General features: G+C 52.0%; 19 protein-coding genes and 3 pseudogenes. 3 read left to right on the top strand and 19 right to left on the bottom strand.

Going from position 1 to position 21,293, the window contains the following annotated elements; translation table 11 throughout:
• Positions 1-32: 32 nt before the first annotated feature.
• Positions 33-881 (bottom strand): DNA-3-methyladenine glycosylase 2, encoded by an 849-nt coding sequence (gene alkA / locus HEN33_RS19650; protein ID WP_176263322.1) that lies wholly within the window; start codon positions 879-881, stop codon positions 33-35.
• A gap of 133 nt (positions 882-1,014) precedes the next feature.
• Between alkA and yegD the strand changes: the two genes are divergently transcribed.
• A complete protein-coding gene (yegD, locus tag HEN33_RS19645) occupies positions 1,015-2,367 on the top strand; it encodes a molecular chaperone (protein WP_176263321.1) in 1,353 nt (450 codons plus the stop codon).
• Positions 2,368-2,379: 12 nt separating this feature from the next.
• On the opposite strand, the gene yegI is transcribed toward yegD, so the two are convergent.
• The gene (gene yegI / locus HEN33_RS19640) at positions 2,380-4,326 is read right to left on the bottom strand and encodes a protein kinase YegI (protein ID WP_176263320.1); all 1,947 of its coding nucleotides are present in this window, start codon (positions 4,324-4,326) and stop codon (positions 2,380-2,382) included.
• A gap of 199 nt (positions 4,327-4,525) precedes the next feature.
• Here yegI and HEN33_RS19635 point away from each other — a divergent pair, with 199 nt between their 5' ends.
• Positions 4,526-4,987, top strand: a complete 462-nt coding sequence (locus HEN33_RS19635) for a YegJ family protein (protein WP_176263319.1) — start codon at positions 4,526-4,528, stop codon at positions 4,985-4,987.
• A 64-nt stretch (positions 4,988-5,051) separates the two neighbouring features.
• On the opposite strand, the gene HEN33_RS19630 is transcribed toward HEN33_RS19635, so the two are convergent.
• From HEN33_RS19630 to HEN33_RS19610, 5 genes and pseudogenes are all read right to left on the bottom strand, one after another.
• Entirely contained in the window at positions 5,052-5,813 is a 762-nt protein-coding gene (locus HEN33_RS19630) for a protein phosphatase 2C domain-containing protein (protein WP_176263318.1), read from the bottom strand.
• On the bottom strand, positions 5,810-6,469 hold the full coding sequence (locus HEN33_RS19625) for a vWA domain-containing protein (RefSeq protein ID WP_176263317.1): 660 nt from the start codon (positions 6,467-6,469) through the stop codon (positions 5,810-5,812). Before HEN33_RS19625 ends, HEN33_RS19630 begins: the two co-directional genes overlap by 4 nt.
• Before the next feature lie 217 nt (positions 6,470-6,686).
• Entirely contained in the window at positions 6,687-6,743 is a 57-nt protein-coding gene (locus tag HEN33_RS19620; RefSeq protein ID WP_100249772.1) for a type I toxin-antitoxin system Ibs family toxin, read from the bottom strand.
• Between the two features lie 420 nt (positions 6,744-7,163).
• Positions 7,164-7,862 carry a T3SS effector zinc metalloprotease NleD gene (gene nleD, locus HEN33_RS19615; RefSeq protein WP_098401041.1) on the bottom strand — a complete coding sequence of 233 codons (699 nt, stop codon included), beginning with the start codon at positions 7,860-7,862 and terminating at the stop codon, positions 7,164-7,166.
• A 333-nt stretch (positions 7,863-8,195) separates the two neighbouring features.
• Positions 8,196-8,276 (bottom strand): annotated as a pseudogene (locus tag HEN33_RS19610) (tail fiber assembly protein); the annotation flags it as partial.
• A gap of 43 nt (positions 8,277-8,319) precedes the next feature.
• On the opposite strand from HEN33_RS19610, the pseudogene HEN33_RS19605 reads away from it, so the two are divergent.
• A pseudogene (locus HEN33_RS19605) lies at positions 8,320-8,846 on the top strand (hypothetical protein); the annotation flags it as partial.
• Between the two features lie 109 nt (positions 8,847-8,955).
• Here the strand turns inward: HEN33_RS19605 and cif are convergent.
• The 12 genes and pseudogenes from cif to HEN33_RS19545 all read right to left on the bottom strand — a co-directional run.
• On the bottom strand, positions 8,956-9,804 hold the full coding sequence (gene cif, locus HEN33_RS19600; RefSeq protein ID WP_098401039.1) for a type III secretion system effector Cif: 849 nt from the start codon (positions 9,802-9,804) through the stop codon (positions 8,956-8,958).
• Between the two features lie 218 nt (positions 9,805-10,022).
• Positions 10,023-10,115 (bottom strand): annotated as a pseudogene (locus HEN33_RS19595) (phage tail fiber C-terminal domain-containing protein); the annotation flags it as partial.
• A gap of 73 nt (positions 10,116-10,188) precedes the next feature.
• Positions 10,189-10,767, bottom strand: a complete 579-nt coding sequence (locus HEN33_RS19590) for a DUF1076 domain-containing protein (protein ID WP_141108961.1) — start codon at positions 10,765-10,767, stop codon at positions 10,189-10,191.
• 113 nt (positions 10,768-10,880) lie between these two features.
• Positions 10,881-11,150 (bottom strand): phage tail fiber C-terminal domain-containing protein, encoded by a 270-nt coding sequence (locus tag HEN33_RS19585; RefSeq protein WP_098401038.1) that lies wholly within the window; start codon positions 11,148-11,150, stop codon positions 10,881-10,883.
• Position 11,151: 1 nt separating this feature from the next.
• Positions 11,152-12,465 carry a prophage tail fiber N-terminal domain-containing protein gene (locus HEN33_RS19580; RefSeq protein ID WP_176263316.1) on the bottom strand — a complete coding sequence of 438 codons (1,314 nt, stop codon included), beginning with the start codon at positions 12,463-12,465 and terminating at the stop codon, positions 11,152-11,154.
• Positions 12,466-12,529: 64 nt separating this feature from the next.
• Positions 12,530-13,129, bottom strand: coding sequence for an Ail/Lom family outer membrane beta-barrel protein (locus HEN33_RS19575; protein ID WP_183083455.1), 600 nt, complete (start codon positions 13,127-13,129; stop codon positions 12,530-12,532).
• 70 nt (positions 13,130-13,199) lie between these two features.
• Positions 13,200-16,613, bottom strand: coding sequence for a phage attachment tail tip protein J (gene gpJ, locus HEN33_RS19570; protein ID WP_183083454.1), 3,414 nt, complete (start codon positions 16,611-16,613; stop codon positions 13,200-13,202).
• 59 nt (positions 16,614-16,672) lie between these two features.
• Positions 16,673-17,275 carry a tail assembly protein gene (locus HEN33_RS19565; protein ID WP_050595726.1) on the bottom strand — a complete coding sequence of 201 codons (603 nt, stop codon included), beginning with the start codon at positions 17,273-17,275 and terminating at the stop codon, positions 16,673-16,675.
• On the bottom strand, positions 17,212-17,955 hold the full coding sequence (locus tag HEN33_RS19560; protein ID WP_183083453.1) for a C40 family peptidase: 744 nt from the start codon (positions 17,953-17,955) through the stop codon (positions 17,212-17,214). Before HEN33_RS19560 ends, HEN33_RS19565 begins: the two co-directional genes overlap by 64 nt.
• 5 nt (positions 17,956-17,960) lie before the next feature.
• The gene (locus HEN33_RS19555; protein WP_176263312.1) at positions 17,961-18,659 is read right to left on the bottom strand and encodes a phage minor tail protein L; all 699 of its coding nucleotides are present in this window, start codon (positions 18,657-18,659) and stop codon (positions 17,961-17,963) included.
• The gene (locus tag HEN33_RS19550) at positions 18,659-18,988 is read right to left on the bottom strand and encodes a phage tail protein (protein WP_000847354.1); all 330 of its coding nucleotides are present in this window, start codon (positions 18,986-18,988) and stop codon (positions 18,659-18,661) included. The genes HEN33_RS19555 and HEN33_RS19550 overlap by 1 nt, the downstream gene beginning before the upstream one ends.
• Positions 18,985-21,293, bottom strand: a 2,309-nt coding sequence (locus HEN33_RS19545; RefSeq protein ID WP_183083452.1) for a phage tail tape measure protein, incomplete at its 5' end; no start/stop codon positions are given. The genes HEN33_RS19550 and HEN33_RS19545, both read right to left, overlap by 4 nt.

Genomic DNA, 21,293 nt, shown 5'->3' with positions numbered 1-21,293 from the left:
TAAGGCGCTCGCACCGCATCCGGCGACCAACGTCATGCTTCGTCTGGTTGCCAGCCTTCCGTATACCAGATATGCAACAGCGCATAAGAACGCCAGGGCTTCCAGCGTTCGGCATAACGGCAGATTTGTGCCGGTGTCATTCCCGGAAATCGCTGTTTAATCAGATAATCATCCGGCAGGAAAACATCTTTCGCCTGCCAACCACGTAAGGCGAAATAATTCGCCGTCCAGCGCCCGATACCCGGAAAAGTTTGCAGCGTTTTCATCGCTTGTTCTACGTCGCCCGGTATTGTCATTGGTAAGGTGCCCTCCAGCGCCGCATTTGCCAGATGAATCAGCGCCTCTGCCCGTTTCAACGGCATACCTAACGCTTTTAATGCCTGCGGGTCGGCTGCAGCCAGCCGCTGAGGCGTGGGGAAGCAGACATACTCCGGAAAATCATCCAGCCGTTCGCCATAAAGCTGTGCCACTCTGGCGGTCAATTTTGCCGCCATCGCCACGCTCACCAGTTGGCCTAAAATCGCCCGCACGCCCTGCTCAAAAGCATCAACACAACCAGGTAAACGCAATCCGGGCCGCGCCGCGCCTAACTTGCCCAACGCACCGTTAACAATCTGCGGGTGACATTGCAGATCAAACAGGCGGCTCATTTTCGCCAGACACTCAGCGGCAACAGGTTCTAAACCTGCACTTAAATTTATGTGCAGAGTATGGCTGGCTATATCCGGAATAGCAGTCACCACGCCGCGATATTCGCCCACCGCCAGACTACGGGCATAATAATCGTCCGCAACCGTTTCAACACCGCTCACCGCACGGGCGGCGAGAAATCCCAACATCCACGACCAGTCATATGGCGGCTGCCAGTTCAGGGTATACATCGCATCTCCTTGTTAATCCGCTTTCAGCATAAACGTTATTCAGACGCTACGCTTTGCTTTCATATTCCGGTTGTCGCGACGGCAACATTTCGCTAAAGTCACGCCCCTTCTTCACCGGCATGGGGATTATTTCGTGTTTATTGGTTTTGATTACGGTACAGCAAACTGTTCAGTGGCGGTCATGCGCGACGGTAAGCCGCAATTACTGAAAATGGAAAACGACAGCACGCTGCTGCCTTCAATGCTTTGCGCGCCAACGCGTGAAGCCGTAAGCGAATGGCTGTACCGCCATCATGATGTTCCGGCAGACGACGATGAAACGCAGGCGCTGCTGCGTCGGGCGATTCGTTATAACCGCGAAGAAGATATTGATGTTACGGCGAAAAGCGTGCAGTTCGGTCTTTCCTCATTGGCACAGTACATTGATGATCCAGAAGAAGTGTGGTTTGTGAAATCACCAAAATCGTTCCTCGGTGCCAGCGGCTTAAAACCGCAGCAGGTAGCGCTGTTTGAGGATCTGGTCTGCGCAATGATGTTGCACATTCGCCAGCAGGCCCAGACACAGCTGCCAGAAGCGATTACCCAGGCGGTGATTGGTCGCCCGATCAACTTCCAGGGGCTGGGCGGCGATGAGGCAAACGCCCAGGCACAAAGGATTCTGGAGCGCGCAGCAAAGCGTGCCGGGTTTAAGGATGTGGTATTCCAGTACGAGCCGGTGGCGGCTGGGCTGGATTACGAAGCCACCTTGCAGGAAGAAAAACGGGTGCTGGTGGTGGATATTGGTGGTGGTACTACTGACTGTTCTTTATTGCTAATGGGGCCACAGTGGCGTTCGCGCCTCGATCGTGAAGCCAGCCTGCTGGGTCACAGTGGTTGCCGTATTGGCGGTAACGATCTGGATATCGCACTGGCGTTTAAAAATCTGATGCCATTACTGGGCATGGGTGGCGAAACTGAAAAAGGCATCGCCCTGCCGATCCTGCCGTGGTGGAATGCGGTTGCCATCAACGATGTACCAGCGCAGAGTGATTTCTACAGTAGTGCTAACGGTCGTCTGCTTAACGACCTGGTACGCGACGCCCGCGAACCGGAGAAAGTGGCCCTGTTACAGAAAGTCTGGCGTCAGCGTTTAAGTTATCGGCTGGTACGCAGCGCGGAAGAGAGCAAAATCGCCCTTTCCAGCGCAGCGGAAACCCGCGCATCGCTGCCGTTTATCAGCGATGAACTGGCAACACTGATTAGCCAACAAGGACTGGAAAACGCCCTCAGTCAGCCGCTGGCGCGAATTCTGGAACAGGTGCAACTGGCGCTGGATAACGCCCAGGAAAAACCGGATGTCATCTATCTGACTGGTGGTAGCGCCCGATCGCCGCTGATTAAAAAAGCGCTGGCAGAACAGTTGCCGGGCATTCCGATTGCAGGCGGCGATGACTTTGGCTCCGTTACCGCCGGGCTGGCACGTTGGGCAGAAGTGGTGTTTCGTTAATTGAAAAATGGCTCAGCAGCGGCTTAAATCAGCCTGAGCCTGAGCCAGTTTCTCCGCTGCCTGACGTAATGGTTCCATCAACGGCATGGTCCGTGCAGGAGCATGAAGGCGGAATCGCTGCAACTCTGTCGCGCCGACAGTCAGCGCCGATTCCAGCCGATGTCGTTTGGCGGTCATTTTCGCCATTACCGCTTGTCTGTCTGCTGGCGTCACCGCTTCATTCGGCCTGAACACAAAACGGCGTTCGCAACTCGCTTTCCAGTCGATAACCGCCTGGGTCAGATGATCACCAAACCCTTTCACTTGCTTAACACCACGACGGGTAACATCTGCTGCTGTTTCAATACCAAAAGACCGTAACGCCGCTTTACGCGCAGGGCCAACGCCGGGAATAGAGGCAACATCAATAAAAAATCCCTCCAGAAACTTCTGCTTCTGCCGTTCCCTTGCGGTGTCGTGAAGTGCTGCCACCGCGCGCTTTTCTTCTTCCGGTAAAGCGAGAATTTCGTCCTTCATTTTTTCGAGCATCGTCCGTTTGGCGATAAAACCTTCCAACCCGCCCAACTGTTGGATCTGGCTGACTAAATGGTCATAGTCCATTTTCGCACGATTAAATACCTCACGACGGTGCTGGACTTCTGCTTTGTAAGCTTTGCTTGTCAGACTGCCAATAATCCAGATAGCCGCCAGCACAGGCACCAAAATAATATAACGCGGTTCTGCCTGAAGACCGCAAAGCAACAGCGATAACGCTGACAGTGTGATCTCAATCAGAATGATGTATTCACGCCGTAACAGGCCTAAAGGAAGCGGCCTGCCAGCTGGTTGGAAATGATCGGGTAATGGTAACTGTAGTGCTGGCGGTGCTACTGACGCCATCACCATCGCCCAGACTTTCGCCAGCACAAAATCACCGACGGTGGTAATCACCTCTTCGCCGAGATCAATAAAATAGATAACGCCTTGATTATCCAGTGTACACCACGGGCAGTCGGTCAAATGACCAGGGTAAACATGCATTGCTGAAACGGTACATTTCTTTAATTGTTGGCGTAGAGAATCCAGTGCCGCAACCCACGCTTTTGCCGCCGGACGCCCGGTTGCCACGCCACTTTCCGTGAATGCCTGCTGAAACATGGCTGCAACATCACCCGGTAACATCGATAGCGGAATCGATCGTGGCGGCGGTTTTAAGCCACGTCTCTGATTGTCTGACGCGTAGGCATAACGAAAATGGGCAATATCCGTCTCCAGCGCATTACCCGCATCAGAGATAAGCGGCACACCAGAATAAGGATGCCGACCACCAAACAAGACGTGAAAAATCAGCAATGCAAGGCCAAAATTATCGTGATTTTCTGTGCGTTCAAAGCCAACAAATGACGACAAGGTTTGCAGCTCTGGCGGCGTAAAATGCGACACGCCGACTTCGCATAAATGCAGTGTGCCATTGGCGTTAATCTGAAAGGAGTCGCTATCAATCAACACCACTTTGCTGTCACGGCCTACCATAAAGCTGTTCTGGTTTACGTCACCCACGACATGCCCGTGCTCGTGAACCGTAGCAAAAGATGAAGCAATATTGCGCGCAACATAGAGGAGAAAATCCCACGCACAATGAGGGTAACGTTGACGACGATGTGCCGGGCTATAGATCATATGAATCGGTTCTTTACCTGAAACCTTCGGCATCATAAAACCGATAACCTTCCCACCTCGTCCACTATGAAGCGTTGCCTGCGGCCAGGCGACATAATTCAGCAACTGCGCGTCAACTGTCGCAGCCATAAAGGCAAGTTTATCCTGTTTTAAGGCGGGTGGCGGCGTGTGATAAATCTTGGCAACGCTATCGACAAACTCCTCGATATCATAAACCGCGCCTTCGCCGCCTTTGCCCAGTTCACGCCCGAGAGTGGTCAATTCACCTGTCGATGTAAATACTTTTATATTTGTCTTCATAATGTTTCAAGGGCAGTCATATTATATTTCAATGAATAATAACACTGCCCATTATAATTATATCCATATTGGAAGAGTCCCACTCAAGAATAAAAATGATAATGCAATTTCATCAGGATACAATTTAATTCCAACCTGATAATGATTCACTTCCACAGGTTTTTGCTAACTTTGACTACAAAGGGATTCTGGAGAAAAAATGAAAAAGATATTACTTATGTTGTGTCTGCTATTTTTTACTACCGCGGGCTTTAGTGAAGTTTCGGATACGTTAGTGACGGGAGGTTATGATAAAAAGGCGATGTCTGACGCCATTCAACATGCGCGGAAAGAAACCGACCAATTCATCGAAGTTATGAATAAAAAAGATGCTGATACTTTCGCAGTCAAAGCCCCGATAACCGATCGCGGAGAAACCGAGCATTTCTGGCTCACGGATGTCACTTATTCTAACGGCATGTTTATTGGTATAATAAGCAATGACCCTGGTATTGTTACAAACGTAGAATATGGCCAGGAGTGGAAAATCAAGAAAGAAGATATTTCAGACTGGATGTATACGCGCGGGGATAAAATTTACGGTGGTTATACCATTGATCCTTTATTGGTCACCTATCCAAAAGAAGAAGCCGACGAGCTAAGAGCAAAATTAGTTCGCTAGCCAGCCATTATATTGATTGCTTAAACTGGCGATTGAACTGTTGTCTTCAACCGCCATGCGATGTTCATTCTGTCCACATAGCCAGTGCTAACGTTTTATCATCATCGGTACGCTCGTTTACCGCTGGGCTGGACAAAAACTGCTTTAACAATTCAGGTAATAAATCGAGTTGTTCCTGCGTTGCTGACGCCAGTCCATTGAAAAACGGGGTAAAGAAAGGCACATGCGGAAAATTATCCAGCATATTTAACGCCAGTCTCTGAATACCATCCGTAAATGCTGCAACTCTATGCGCACGCTCAGTGCTGGTGAAAGTTTCCAGTCTGGAAACGGCATCTTCATCGGTAATGAAATGCGTCATGTTGGCATATTCACCCACCATCGGCGTGAGCGGCAATTGCAAACCGTGCCCCAAATCTACCACCACGCCACCATCGCCAATCTGCATAATCAATGTGCCGTTAGGCGATGAAATCAGTCCCAGAAATGTGCAGGCAAAATCGCGAACCGCTAATTCTTTGGCCTCTGCCTCGGCAAAAAGTCGCTGACGAATAGTCAGTACAATATCCGTGGCGAGGACATCATTAAGCTCCAATTCCCCACCCTGCACTTTTTGCGATATATAAGCCATCGCTTCATTGACGGCAAGCTTCGCACCTTCGCCTCCCTGCGAGACGCTGCCTGCGCCATCAGCGACAAATACCGACAATAATGGCTGCTGGTCTTCTAGCCAGGCAACCTGCATCTGGCAGGCATCCTGGCAAGACAAGTCAGCGCTGATGTGCGACGTTCCAACGGCTGATGCATAAACCAGACGCCAGCTCACACTGACGTCCAGCCTTTTGGCGCTTCCAGTACAACTTCCGTTCCCGGCGTGGAGCGGGAAACCGAACGCAGCGAACTGGATAACCAGCTAAACAGTTCGCGGAATTGTAATCCTTGAAGAGGCAAAGGCTGACGAATGCTGATTTGGGCCAGCGTCTTCATATCCGCCCCCTGAACACCGATGGAAAAGAAGGCAAACTTCTTATCTTCTTCCCCCTGAAACACCTTGTTGGCAGCAGCTTGCCACTCATCGGTTGGTGCGCCATCGGTAATCAGGAAAATCCACGGACGATAATAGGAAATACCATTGGCGCGATACTCACGTTTGCGCTCCTCAACCATATTCAGGGCTTTGGTAATGGCGGCCCCCATTGGTGTATCGCCCTGGGCAAACAGGATGGGCGGGAAAAAATTAGCGGCGCTGGTAAATGGTTGTTCCACATGCACCGGGCCGAACGTCACAATACCGAGTTCCACTCTTTTTAAGGCCAGCGAATCGGCAAGCAGCTCATCGCGAAAGGTAACCAATCCGGCGTTAAGTTCATTAATAGGTCTGCCGCTCATTGAGCCAGAAACATCCAACAGCAAAATGCAGGGGCAACGTGGTTCCGGGTTACTGGCAAAATCGCTGGTGGCAAACGTGATTTGTTCGCTCATAAGAAATCCTTTCTTAGAGAATTATTGAGGTCCGGTATCATACCGACTGCAATAATAAAATAAGAACAAACGAAGAAACTTTCAGAATTAAGCCCAGAGGGGCAGTTAATTTTGCTATTCGCCTCGCAAGAACGGGGATCCGTCGATTGACAGTAAGGGCGGAGTAACATAACTTCAGGAGTGAGGGTAGAGCGGGGTTTCCCCCGCCCTGGTAGTCTTAGTAAGCTGGCCAGCTAATAACTAAGAGCACCACGATGATGAGTAGCTTCATCATGACCCTTTCCTTATTAAAGGATGACAAATAATATAAATCACTTAAAAATCATCGCATTACACGAATCCGCGATTAAATAATAGACTGCAAAATGCGACAAAACTCAACATATGCAGTCACTATGAATCAGCTACTTAGATGGTATTAGTGACCTGTAACAGAGCATTAGCGCAAGGTGATTTTTGTCTTCTTGCGCTAATTTTTTGTCAAACACATTGCGTCGTTTGCTGAATTTACAACCATGCTCAGTATCTCTATAAGCGCAGAGAAATGATGCAGTGGTAGGTGGGCTGGCTTGATGAAAAGGTGGGGTGCTCCACCTGAACCACTATCGGAATAGCACAAAGCCTTGCAATCCAGTGCAAAGTTTTGTGTGCCTCCGTTTGCCCCACCAATATATATTCAGCACAAGAAACACAGCTAAAGCAATGGATGCAGTCTTACCTGTTGGAATCCCAGACTCACTGTATTGTCATCATGAATAAGAGCTGAGTCGTGCGGGTAGGAGGTTCTACGGGGCATCCCAATCTCTTCGCGGAATTTATTTTCTGAAAGCACCTCCTCTGAAAAAGCCCCCAACCCAACAGTCCTGGCTTCTTCGAGTAAAAGTGGAGAGTATTTTTGTGATTCTGGTCGGGAACTCTCAACTTTCAAACGCTCCCCATTTAAATTGTGGAAAACATGGAGCAACTCATGAAAAACAATAGTCGCATGAAAGTCCACCACGCTAATCCCATCCCCACAGGGATATTCAACTGCATTCAGATTACAGTGAAAATCGGAACCAGTCCCCCGATGGTTCTCAGCATCTATATCTCTATGTGCCATAACTCCTAGTCTGGAAGAGTTGAGGTGTATTACCACTGTTTCTGATTTAAGTCGGGATATTGATTCAATAGCATTCAGGAGTACACGCCCTGTCTCTGTAGAGCCAATCTTATCGAGTGCTGCTTCAATCTGCTGATATATATTATGATCAGTCCCCTGGAAACGAAGTTGCGGATTATTTTTTATCCATTGAACGCTCGATGCTTTTACAAGAGACTCGATATCTGTATCTGACATTGAGCTCGACGTTGATGACTGATGCAATGCTAAATTGAGGGATGTAGGGCGCATCAAGGACTCCTAAAAATACTACAGATTTCAGTCACTGCACACTGAAGCTCAGACCAATGTAACATCAGAGATGTATTCAGCTTATTGCTGATATAACATAGCTTACTTCCACAGCACGAAGAGTCTCCATTCCAAGATTGAACGAAAATGAATTGATACCTGAGGTTAATGGCATAACAAAACTCCCTATTTTAATTTGAACTCCAGACTTAAATAGCTGTAACAAACATCTGCCTTATATGGCAACACAAAAACCGGAGCCGGACTCCGTTTTTTGTGTGTCGGGCTGTTCATTCTATCCTTTCAACATTCCGTCTGATTGGCATTTATAGGTTATAACGTCGGTATTATCGGCCACTCAATATCCAGTGCAGTTGATGTATCAACACGGTTCAGTAACACCCGATACTTTTCAGTATGCCAAAGGGATGATCACCCGTGAGATAGCCGCCGCGTTCATGCTCATGCCAAAACATGGGGCACACAGAAAGTGATGGAATTAGATCTATATGGCATTTCATCATCAAATGCTGTTGACGGACTTACAGTCCGTGACTTACTACACAAATATTTAAATGACCAAATGCCGGAGGTAAAGCAGACCGTACTAAAAGATATGTGCTAGAACTGCTTATGGATAGTGACATCTCCGCGATCAAACTATCTGAACTGACAGAAAATGACGTAATTGAACATTGCAGGCTGAGAAACAACTCTGGTGCAAGTCCAGCAACAGTCAGTCACGATGTTAGTTATCTTGGCAGTGTTCTGGATGCAGCCAAACCTATATACGGAATTAATTACACATCAAACCCGGCGAAAAGTGCTCGTCCATATCTACTTAAACTTGCTTTGATTGGTAAATCAAACCGTCGTAATCGTAGACCAGCAGTTGATGAACTTGACATGCTCATTGAAGCCCCTCAACAACGATCTACTCATAAATGTTCAAAAATTCCGTTCGTTGATATCCTCAAAAGTTCAGCCTAGGCTATGCTGAACCGGTTTTCCTGAATCATTTTACCGTATGGTTAAATTTTAACGTCATAATACTTATTATTATGTTTACAAATAATTGCAATTTTAACAAAAGCTAACTACATAGTGATTTTATTATCTCAATGTTTTTTTCAATATTATCGGTGTCATACTCAAACAACTGGAAACTAAAATTGTCATGCTTTTGATATTGAATATTTTCCTTTCGTAACATTTTAACATTTCCATCAATATCAAATAACGTTGCAATCTGCTCCAAATCTGTCTTATTTTGAGACATGCAGGAGAAGTAATTACAAATATCATCCAGCAAAATCGGAGTCAATGCTTTATGCGTCATCCAGTCCTCAAATCTTAACTTTCTGGTGACGCCCTCCCCTAAATCTGACTGATACAAGAATGCAGGACGACAAGAGTTTTCTCCTTTGGGAATATCGACAATGTAAGCATGACCAAGCGCACCATCATTAACACGTAATACAAAGCTCTTACATTCAGGCATACAGGACAGGCGCTCCTGAAGCTGCTCGAGCGATAGTGTCTGTTCATTTTCAAAGCAGTAACTGAAGCCATCCTTGTCCAGAAATAGTTTCATAATGGCATTAGCGGTAACTCCGCAGGAGGGTTCCACAATGCCTTTCTCTCGCCCTATAATAACCTCAACCTCCTCAATCGACATCCCCCAATCTGTTGCCATCTGTTTGATGTTAGAGTCGATATTTTGCATTATTGCAGCAGGATTTTTCTGATGTATAGGTACTTCGTGGTCATCACTATTTAGCAATACATTAGCTTTGAGGTTCTGTGAGCACAGGGAAGCAAAATCTCTTACATGTAAGGCTGAAGTGTGTTGCATGGGAGATAATACAGCTTCAGCATTTACAGATATGGCCCCTGTCAGACAGGATGCGGACGTCTGGGGGGGAAGGGTAATGTCTTTCATATCTCACTCATTCACTCTATGTTTATCTATAAATACAGGCGAGGAGCAAAAGGAACTTCTGGCATGGGCATTATGTCATGTCTGAAATTTTACAGAAGAGGGTGATAACATACATTTCGACCTTCAAAATGAACCAACCCTAGCTTACCTAACAAACATCACCATGACATGACAACAAAAACCGGAGCCGGCCTCCGGTTTTTTTGTGAACCCGTCGGCTATTTCATCCCGCCAATATTTTCCCACGTCCCGTCAGCACGCAGGATTTGCAGCGGCCTCACCACTCACTGTATATGCTTTTTATCTGCATCCTTATACCCTGAACATCTGTAGCATTTCATATAAGCAACTGGCAGTTAACATATAGCTTGGGTAATATTTATTTCACTTATCCTTTATGACAAAGTTTCCTTTGGTTTGGTCATAAATACATTGTTCTTGACTTACAATCATTGATGACGTTATTGGTTCTCGTGTTAGCGGGTGCTTCCCACCGTCACGAACCAAATGAGAAAAAGAAACCGCATCAAATAAGGTACAAACCAAAGAACCTTCTGAATTTTTAACAAACACACCTTCTTCTGGCTTATCCAGTATAATTGGGCATCGAACCGCCTCGGATGGGCACTGAAGGCTCTCCGCATTAACAGAAAACTTACATTGTAATATTTTCCCCTCAATATCACCATGTGATTGTGTGTTACCTGAGTCTGAAACCATTCTTAACATTATATCCCTGAGCGCTTCAGGACCACCATTAAGTCCTGTAAGCAATAATGCGGAAAGCAATCCGTTATTTCCCCCACTCGCCAGAAAGCGACCATCCGTTTCACTATATGTGATACTAACCGTCTGTCCGCCTACTGTAATTTCTCCACCGCCACTGGCGGCCATTTGAGCACGAAGAACCTGCATTCCGGTGGAAAATGAGGATGATTGAATACCTGAAACTAATGATGGCATGACAAAACTCCCTATTTAAATATTCATTCCAAACACAGGGAGTCATAACAAACATCACCATGGCATGACAACAAAAACCGGAGCCGGCCTCCGGTTTTTTGTGAACCCGTCGGCTATTTCATTCCGCCAACATTTTCCCACGTCCCGTCAGCACGCAGGATTTGCAGCGGTCTTACCACACACTGTATCTGCTTTTTATCTGCATCCAGTATCACCACCTGTGTGATTACCCTGTCCTGCTCTGGAATAATGCCATTCTCATCTGACTCCAGAATGTCTGCCGGTCCCAGTCGCAGCTGTGCTGTAAGTGACTGCCCGTTTTCACAGTCATCATGCTTTCCGCAACCGCACAGACTCTGCATAAGCTTTCTCAAAATATTCATGTCATTCTCCAGTTCTGCCTGTATCACTGCCCACTTCATCCAGTCCCTTAACATCCTGCCATGGCCCGTCACCAAACCTGACCTGCAAATGCTGAAACAACCCCTGAACCTGTGTGGCATCTTTGGGGTCAAGAAAGGTCAGTCCGGTGATGAGCGCACCATCTGTATCCGGGAACCAGCCATAGCTGTTTGTCTCAATAATGCTCATCGGCCCCAGACGGAACCGTATTTGTGTCTCCCCTGGGTCGCCCTTCGCCCCCTGAGGTCCGGTAGCCCCCACCGGGCCAGCCGCACCTGTTTCCCCTTTCGGTCCCTGCGGTCCTGCCGGACCTGTTGCCCCGGTATCTCCCTTTGGCCCCTGTGGACCTGTACTTCCCGTCAGACCGGTCTCTCCCCGCTCTCCCCTGTCGCCTTTCGGTCCCTGTGGTCCTGCCGGACCAGCATCACCTGTCGGCCCCCGTTCACCGGTTGCCCCTGCCGGACCGGTGTCTCCACGCTCTCCTTTATCTCCCTTCGGCCCCTGAGGACCCGCGGGACCCGGTTCCCCCTTTGGCCCGGGAGGCCCCACCACCGTGGGGATTCTGTTTACGGCTTCTTCCGCCGCTATCCTGCTTTGTTCCGCTGACTGCGCGCTTTCTGCTGACTCCCGGGCTTTTTCTGTTGCGGTCGTTGCGTCTCTGGATGCATTACCGGCTGCACTTTCTGCCGTCTTTTTTGACAACTCGGCATCTGTTGCACTTTGTAATGACTCACTGGCTTTTTGAGCGGCCTCAGAGGCTGAGGACGAGGACGCTTCCTCTGACTTCTTTGCAGAGGCTGCACTTTCTGCCGCCTGCCGGGCTGACTCCGATGCATCCTCTGCTGAAGTATCAGCATTTGCGGCGCTCGCTTCCGCCTTACTGGCTGATATGCCGGCATTCCTCGCGGACGTCTCTGCTTCTCCGGCATTCTTCTTCGCCTCCTCTGCGTGACGCGCTGCTTCTTCCACCATCTGTTCAAAACGACGCAGTGCCTCCGGACGGGCATCATCCTCCGTCATGGCACCGAGAAAATCATTCAGCGTACCCGGTTGAGAATCTTCATACACGGTGATGGTCCCGGCATGTGATGGCGGGAATCCCTCCACCAACAGAGTGACGCTGTACTGACCATACTCGACGTCCATGCTGTAACGCCCTGCCTCATCCGGATTTTCAGAGGCCACCGTGTTCACCACCACCGTGGTGCTGTTACGTCTGGCTTTCAGTTGAATGGTGCAGTTCTCTACCGGTTTTCCTGTACCGTCTTTCAGTACACCTGAAATCTTTACTGCCATATTCACCCCACAAAAAAGCCCGCCTGAACCGGCGGGCTGTCATAACACTGTGTTACCTGGCTAATCAGAACTTATGACCGACACCCACGATGAAACCGTCAGTGCGCCAGTCGCCACTGCCGGAGCCTTCATAAGCAATATCAATGGCCACGGATTCGGTCGGGTTAAACTGCACGCCAGCTCCCCACGCCAGAGACGTGTTGCTGTGGCGAGCGTCATCACTTCCGGTCAGCACGTCGTGCGTTTTCCTCTTGTTGTCAGTTACGCGGAGATAATCCCCGGAAAAAGTCGACACACGGCTGTAAGCCACACCCGCCATCGCATACGCACTGAACCATTCATTCACACGCACAGACGGCCCTGCCATCACGCTGAACCAGCGGTTACGCACGTAATCCTCATGCCAGCGGGTATCGCTGTAACGAGTAAGCTGGCGATTCTTGTCTCCTGCATAGCTGAATGACGTCACCAGCCCCAGCGTGTCCGTAAACTCATAACGGTATTTCACGTTAATGCCCTTCAGGTCATCACTGCCTGGCATATCAGTATGGGTCTGAAGATACCCGGCGCTTAGCGTGGACTGATGTTCAGACGCCCATGCAGGCGCACCGGATACGGCCAGACAAATGGCTGCGGACAAAATGGCTGCACAAACTTTACGCATAATTACCTCTCGCTTTTCTGCAATAAAAAAGGCGCCATTTCTGGCGCCCGTTATTAGGGTTATAAATATTTCAACGGATACTGATGCCGGAAGCCGCTTTTTTGGTCACAATCACCGTACAGTCGGTGATATTGCCTGCCCCCTGATTCCCTTTCTGGAAAATCTTAAACTCCAGAGTGACGCTTCCCCTGCCACTCGGCATATCAATAACCGCACTGTAACTACCGGGAATGGCCCCTTTAGTTTCTCTGGATGCGATTAATACGCCGTTTTTGCGAACTTCAAAACCATAACCCGTGTATCGCGTGCCTCCGGGGTTATTTCCGCTCCCCGGATCGGTATACGCTATACCGTTAAAAATAATGGGCGGAATAATGATTTGACGGTCAAAGTTATGATCATCGCTGATGGTGACTGTAACCGTACCGTCTGGTGTTTCCGTGTTACCCCACGTACCGACTTTTTTCGGGAAGGCTTTTGATACAGCTTTAACGAAATCCCCTCTGACCTGGGTCGCCTCCAGCATGCCCTTAATCGTACAGTTCTGGTTAATTGTGACATTGTTGAGCGTTCCTGAGTTCGCATTCACGTTACCGCTGATATCAGCGTTTTTCGCCGTCAGCCGCCCGTCCGGTGTCAGGGAAAATGCCGGAGGATTGCCGCCGCTGGTGATGGTCGGGGCCGTCAGGCGCTTCAGGAACACGTCGTTCATAAATATCTGATTGCCCTGCGCCACAAACATCGGCGTTTCATTCCCGTTTGCCGGGTCAATAAACGCGATACGGTTAGCGGCAACCAGAAACTGGCTCAGTTTGCCTTCCTCCGTGTCCTCCATGCTGAGGCCAATACCCGCGACATAATGTTTGCCGTCTTTGGTCTGCTCAATTTTGACGCCCCACATGGCATTCCACTTATCGTTGGCGTCCTTCCACTCTTTCGAAAACTCCTCCAGTTTGCTGGCGTTATCCTCCGTCAGCTCGACTTTTTCCAGCAGTTCCTTGCCGAGATGAGATTCGGTTATCTGGCCTTTGAAAAAATCCAGGTAACCTTCCGCATCATCGCTCGCCTGACCGACAGCCTCCACGAATGCCGATTTGCCAACGGTGTTCACACTGCGGATATAAAAGTAATAATCATGGCCCGGTTTGATATTGATACTGGCGGCTATCCAGTACATCCCCGTGCCAAGATAGCGCGCGCTGGTTTCAACCTGCCTGATATCGGTAATCCGCTTTTCCGAGAACCAGAACTCAAACTGTACCGTCGGGTCATAAACCGCAAGATGCGGCGTGGCGGTTATCTGAAAATAGCCCGGCGTCAGCTCAATCCTCGACGGTGCTGCCGGTGCGGCAATCCGGAACGATACCGACGCCGGATCGCCCTGCTGCCCCCAGGCATTTGCCGCCCGGACTGTCAGCCTGTAGTTCCCCAGCGCCAGTTGCGTGAAGCGGTATGTGGTTTCCGTCGTCCGGGCCGTGCTGACCAGCCGCTCACTGCCGTCGTCCGCTGTTACGGTCAGACGGAGCAGGAAGCTCACGCCCTTCACCACCTTCGGAGTGTCCCATCGCGCCAGCACCTGATACTCCCCGCTGTCTGCAGTGACTTCTGCGGTCAGGTGCTGCACCGCTGGCGGCGTGACACCATTCACCGTGCCACTCTGTTCGCCGTCAAAGTGCGCCCCGTTATCCACGATGGCCTCTTTTTCCGGCACATGCTGCACGGCGGTGATGGCATACGTGCCGTCGTCGTTTTCACGGATACTCACGCAGCGGAACAGTCGCTGGCGCAGCGTCGGCAGCTTCAGCCCCCATACGCTGTATCCGGCAACGCCGTCAGGGATACGGTTCACTTTCACCTGCACGCCGTCGGTAACGGACTGGACCTCCACGCTGACCGGACTCCCCGTCCCGTCAACCAGGCTTATCAGCGTGGTACCGGAGGATGGCAGCGTGATTTCACGGTCGAGCGTCAGCGTCCGGGTCTGCCTGTTCACCGCCAGCACGCGCCCGCCGGTGCTGACCCCCGCATAGTCATCATCGCAGATTTCAATAACGTCACCCGGCACATGGCGAAGCCCTTCTGCACCCACGCTGAAGTCCACGGTCTGCGTTTCCAGCAGCTCCGTTTTAATCAGCCACAGCCCGGCGCGGTGTGCCTGCCCCCGGCTGGTACAGCCAAAGGCATCCATCTTCGTGACGTTACGACCGTAACGGGCAATGGCCTGCGGATCCTCCACAAGCTCTGTTGCTGTCTGCCAGCCGTTATCCGGGTCAGTCCAGTTCACCTCAACAGCATTATGGCGGTCCTTCAGGGCGCTGAAGCTGTAGCGGAACGGCGCACCATCATCCGGCATCACCACATTACTGCGGTTATAGGTCCACACCTTATCTGATGGTCTGTCCTGCACGAACGTCAGCGTCTGCCCGTTCCATACCGGCATACAGCGCATCGCCGAGCAGAAATCGCTGAGCACATCCCACGCCTTGCGCTGCGTGGTCAGGTAAGCATTGCAGGTGATGCGCGGCTCCGTGCCGCCAAATCCATCCGGCACCGACTGGTCGCAGTACCGACTGATGGCATACAGCGCCCATTTATCCACATCCGCTACGCCAAGACGTTTCCCCATGCCGTAGCGCGGATGGATCAGCATATCCCACAGACACCATGCCATGTTGTTGCTGTATGCCGGCTTAAACGTTCCGTCCCAGATACCGCTGTATTGCCGCGTCTGCGGGTTATAGTTCGACGGCACCTGCAGAATACGCCCGCGAAGATGATAATTACGGCTCACCTGCTGGCTGCCAAACTGCTCCGAATCCACCTGCACGCCGACCAGTGCCGTGTTCGGGTAGCACTGTTGCACATCGATAATTTCGGTGTATGACGACCAGAGCGTTTTGTTCTGCAGCTGGTCTGTGGTGCTGTCAGGCGTCATCCTGCGCATCCGGATACTGAACGGGCGCGGCGGAAGATTACCCACCACCACAGAGGCCAGATACTGCGAGGTGGTTTTGCCCTTAATGGTGATGTCTTTTTCTGTTACCCAGCTACCGTTACGCTGTATCTGAACCAGCAGGCGGACCTCCGACGGATCCCGGTCCCCTTTTGAGGTGGTTTCCACCAGTGCCTGCACGCCGAAGGTCAGGCGCAGACGGTCGATGTTTGCCGACGTGATGGTCCTGGTGATCGGTGTGTCATATTTCACTTCCGTCCCCAGCACCGTTTCTGAACCAGAGGATTCAAACCCCTCCGGCGGTGTCTGCTCCTGCTCACCGGCACGGAATACCACCGTGACACCGGAGATATTGGTATTCCCCTCACTGTCCAGCACTGGCGTACTGTTCAGCAGCACACTTTTTAATCCGTCCACCGGACCTTCAATCGGCCCTTCGCTGATGGCGTCTATCACGCTCAGCATCTGGGAGGATTTCAGGTTGTCCTTCGCTTCGCGCGGGGTATGCCCCTTACTGCTGCCTTTACCCATTCCTCACGCTCCAGAAACGACAAAACCGCCCTGAGGCGGTTTCACATAAACATTTTGCATCAGCGACCAATCACCACAACCTGACCACCATCCCCTTCGTCTGCCGTGCTGATCTCCTGAGAAACCACGCGTGACCCCACGCGCATTTCACCGTACAGAACAGGCAGAACATTGCCCTGGGCAACCATGTTGTCCAGTGACGAGAAATAGGTGTTCTGCTTACCGTTATCCGTTGTCTGTGTACGGGGAGTTCTGGCTTTCGGTGCCAGCATCTGTGCAACACCGCCAAGCGTCATCGCCGCACCCATTGAAAAGAGAATGTCACTGAAAGCGATACTGATCCCCGGCATCCAGATTGCCGTAGCAATCAACGCCGCACCCAGCACCGCCTGAAACACACCGCCACTTTTTGCTCCCGCAAGACGCGGTACGATGTGGATCACTGCACCATTTGCCAGCGGCTCATTAAGACGGGATGATAATTCGGTTTCGCCTGCATCACGCCCGGCAATCCGTACCTGATACCAGCCGTCGCTCAGTTTCTGACGAAACGCCGGGAGCTGTGTGGCCAGCGCACGGATAGCTTCGGCCCCCGTTTTTACACGAAGGTCGATGCGGCGGCCAAATCGTTGTAAATCCCCGTAAAGGCAGATGCGTGCCATGCCCGGTGACGCCAGAGGGAGTGTGTGCGTCGCTGCCATTTGTCGGTATACCTCTCTCGTTTGCTCAGTTGTTCAGGAATATGGTGCAGCAGCTCGCCGTCACCACAGTAAATGGCGGCATGATTCGGCACCGATGAACCAAAACAGCACAGCAGCACATCGCCCGGCTGCGCCGCTGACAACGGCACCTGATACAGCCCCGTTGCCTCCAGATTATCCAGATAGAGATTCTGACCGTTACGCCACCAGTCATCCTCGCGATGAAAATCCGGCATCTCAATCCCCGCCAGATGGTAAGCGTCCCGGAACAGCGTGTAACAGTCCGTCACCCCGTGCTCAAAGCGCCGCCCGGTAAGATGTGGCACACAGCGGAACTTGTGAATCGCCCCCCGGCAGACCAGCCACCACGGCAAATCACTCTGCACCTGCAGCCGCCGGTCGGCCTCACTCAGCCAGGGCAGACCACCGGGGTGGCTGTGGACCAGCGCCACAATCTCACCCTGCATCTCTGCCCGCAGCCAGTCCTCCGGCGACATCCGGAAATACTCCTCCGGCTCACCGGAGATATTCACGCAGGGAAAATATCTTTCCCCTTCCGGTGTTCTCACCACGAAGCCGCACGACTCCGCTGGCGCACATCGCCGGGCGTGCGCCAGAATCGCTGATTCTGTCTGTGTCATGAGATTTACTGCGAAAGTTTGTTAATGGAAAGGTAACCGCCAAAGTTGCCGACGTTATTGCGGAACTTACAACCGCTCAGGCATTTGCTGCATTTATCCTTCGTGATATCGGACGTCGGCTGGTCATATTCATCCGCGACAGCCGGACCGTGATAACCGCACTCATCACCGCGATAGGTCCAGGTGCAGGTGTTGGCCAGCATGATACGCCCCGGAAAAACAGCGCCATCCGTTTCCGTCGGCGTGGACAGTACAAAGGAGGCACTCACCGCGCTCAGTTCGCTGCACTGCTCGATGCGCCAGCGGCTGATCACCTCCTGCTCCGGGTCTGCCTCGATGTTTCCGTTGACGAAGTTCACCGCATCCAGAAAACGGGCGTAAACCTTACGCCGGACCACCGTTCCGCCGACCAGACTCTGCATATCTTCCACCATGCCGGTGACCATACCGTACAGGTTAGAAACCGTCAGCGTGGGGCGCGTACTGGTGCCTTTGCCATTCAGTTCAAAACCACTCCCCTGAATGGGATACGGCTGATACTGTCGCCCCTGCCAGGTGACCGGCTCACCTTTTTCGTTCTGCTCATTGCAGAAAAAATAACGTTCTCCACCGACCTCTGTCAGGTCGATTTCCCAGAGCACCACGCTGGCCGACTGCTCCGCACGGGTGCATTCATTCAGTGTTTCCTGCCGGATATCCTGCATCAGTTCACCACCTGTTCAAACTCTGCGCTGAACTCAACACGCAGCATACTGACCCGCGACGACCATTTTGCGCAGGTCACCTTTATCTGCCGCCACTCATAAGGCGGCGTCCACAGAAAGGCTTTCCAGCCCCCGTGCTCAGCCAGAAACGACTCCAGCGCCGTGGCCTCCCAACGGGGAACAGAAAACGTCACGCTGTACGTTTTCAGGTTGGAATTCAGCCCGGCAGGCGCTCGCTGGGAATAGCCATCACCAAAGCGCACCTTTCTTACGGAAGGGGCCGAAGCCACATCCATACCGGGTTTCACTTTCCAGCGGAAGGTTTTCATCGTCCACCTCCGGAGAACAGGCCACCATCACGCATCTGTGTCTGAATTTCATCACGGGCACCCTTGCGGGCCATGTCATACACCGCCTTCAGAGCAGCCGGACCTATCTGCCCGTTCGTGCCGTCGTTGTTAATCACCACATGGTTATTCTGCTCAAACGTCCCGGACGCCTGCGACCGGCTGTCTGCCATGCTGCCCGGTGTACCGACATAACCGCCGGTGGCATAGCCGCGCATCAGCCGGTAAAGATTCCCCACGCCAATCCGGCTGGTTGCCTCCTTCGTGAAGACAAACTCACCACGGTGAACAATCCCCGCTGGCTCATATTTGCCGCCGGTTCCCGTAAATCCTCCGGTCGCAAAATGGAATTTCGCCGCAGCAGCCTGAATGGCTGTACCGCCTGACGCTGATGCGCCGCCACCAACAGCTCCGCCAATGGCGCTGCCGATACTCCCGACAATCCCCACCATTGCCTGCTTAAGCAGAATTTCTGTCATCATGGACAGCACGGAACGGGTGAAGCTGCGCCAGTTCTGTTCACTGCCGGTCAGCATCGCCGCCATATTCTGCGCAATACCATCAAAGGTCTGCGTGGCAGCACTTTTAACCTGCGACATACTGTCCGTGGCACTCTCTTTCCACTCGCTCCAGCCGGACCTGAGGCCTGCCATCCAGCTCCCGCGAAGCTGGTCTTCAGCCGCCCAGGTCTTTTTCTGCTCTGACATGACGTTATTCAGCGCCAGCGGATTATCGCCATACTGTTCCTTCAGGCGCTGTTCCGTGGCTTCCCGCGCTGCCTGCCGGTCAGTCAGCCCCCGGCTTTTCGCATCAATAGCTGCCCGTTTTGCCCGTTGTTGCTGTGCGAATTTATCCGCCTGCTGCGCCAGCGCATTCAGGCGCTCCTGATACGTGACCTTATCGCCAAGTGCAGCCAGCTGGCGTTTGTACTCCAGCGTCTCATCTTTATGCGCCAGCAGGGATTTCTCCTGTGCAGACAGCTGGCGACGTTGCGCCGCCTCCTCCAGTACCGCGAACTGACTCTCCGCCTTCCACAAATCCCGGCGCTGCTGGCTGATTTTCTCATTCGCTCCGGCATGCTTCTCCAGCGTCCGGAGTTCTGCCTGAAGCGTCAGCAGGGCGGCATGAGCACTGTCTTCCTGACGCTCTCCCGCAGACACCTTCACGCCGGACTGCTTTGGTTTTTTCAGCGTCGCTTCATAATCCTTTTTCGCTGCCGCCATCAGCGTGTTGTAATCTGCCTGCAGGATTTTTCCGTCTTTCAGTGCCTTGTTCAGTTCTTCCTGACGGGCGGTATATTTCTCCAGCGGCGTCTGCAGGCGTTCGTAAGCCTTCTGCGCCTCTTCGGTATATTTCAGCCGTGACGCTTCGGTATCGCTCTGCTGCTGCGCATTTTTGTCCTGTTGACTCTGCTGCTCAGCCTTCTTTCGGGCGGCTTCAAGCGCAAGACGGGCCTTTTCACGATCATCCCAGTAACGCGCCCGCGCTTCATCGTTAACAAAATAATCATCCTTGCGCAGATTCCAGATATCGTCCGCTTTCTTAAACGCGGCCTCTGCCTTAATCAGCATCTCCTGCGCGGTATCAGGACGACCAATATCCAGCACCGCATCCCACATGGATTTGAATGCCCGTGCTGTCCTGTCTGCCCAGGTTTCCAGCGTGCCCATGTTCTCTTTCAGGCGGCGAGTCTGGTCATCAAACCCTTTCGTCGCGGCCTCGTTCGCTGCCTGCAATGCCCCGGCTTCATCGCCGGAACGCTGCAACTGAGCAACATACGCAATCTGCTCCGCTGTCACGTTATGGAACTGGCGCGCCATCGCCGTCAGCCCCGACGTCGGGTCTGTGGTCAGCTTCCCGAAAGCTTCAGCAACCTTGTCCACCTCCACGCCCGATGCAGAGGAGAAACGCGCCACACTCTGGCTGATCGCCTCAAACTGCTCACCACCACGCACGCCGGCATTCACCAGCGCCGTAAGAGACTCGCTGGTCTGGTTAAACGTCAGCCCTGCCGCCTGCCCTGCTCTGGACAGGACCAGCATATGATCTGCCGTCAGTCCTGCCTGATTACCGGAAAGGACCAGCGTTTTATTGAAACTGGACAGGGTTGAGTCCCCCTGATACCAGGCATACGCCAGCGCACCGGTCGCCACCGCCAGCGAGGTGGCCCCGACCATCGGCAGGGTGATCGCACCGGCAAGCCCCCTGAACATGGGGATCAGCCCGCCGAAAGAGTCCTTCACCTGACCGCCCTGTTGCAGCAGGATCAGCCACGGACTTTGCCCGC

This window comes from Escherichia sp. 94.0001, from assembly GCF_013369155.2.
Lineage (GTDB): Bacteria > Pseudomonadota > Gammaproteobacteria > Enterobacterales > Enterobacteriaceae > Escherichia > Escherichia coli_F.
The sequence above is the reverse complement of the archived record's forward strand: the minus strand, read 5'-3'. Positions and strand labels throughout refer to the sequence as shown.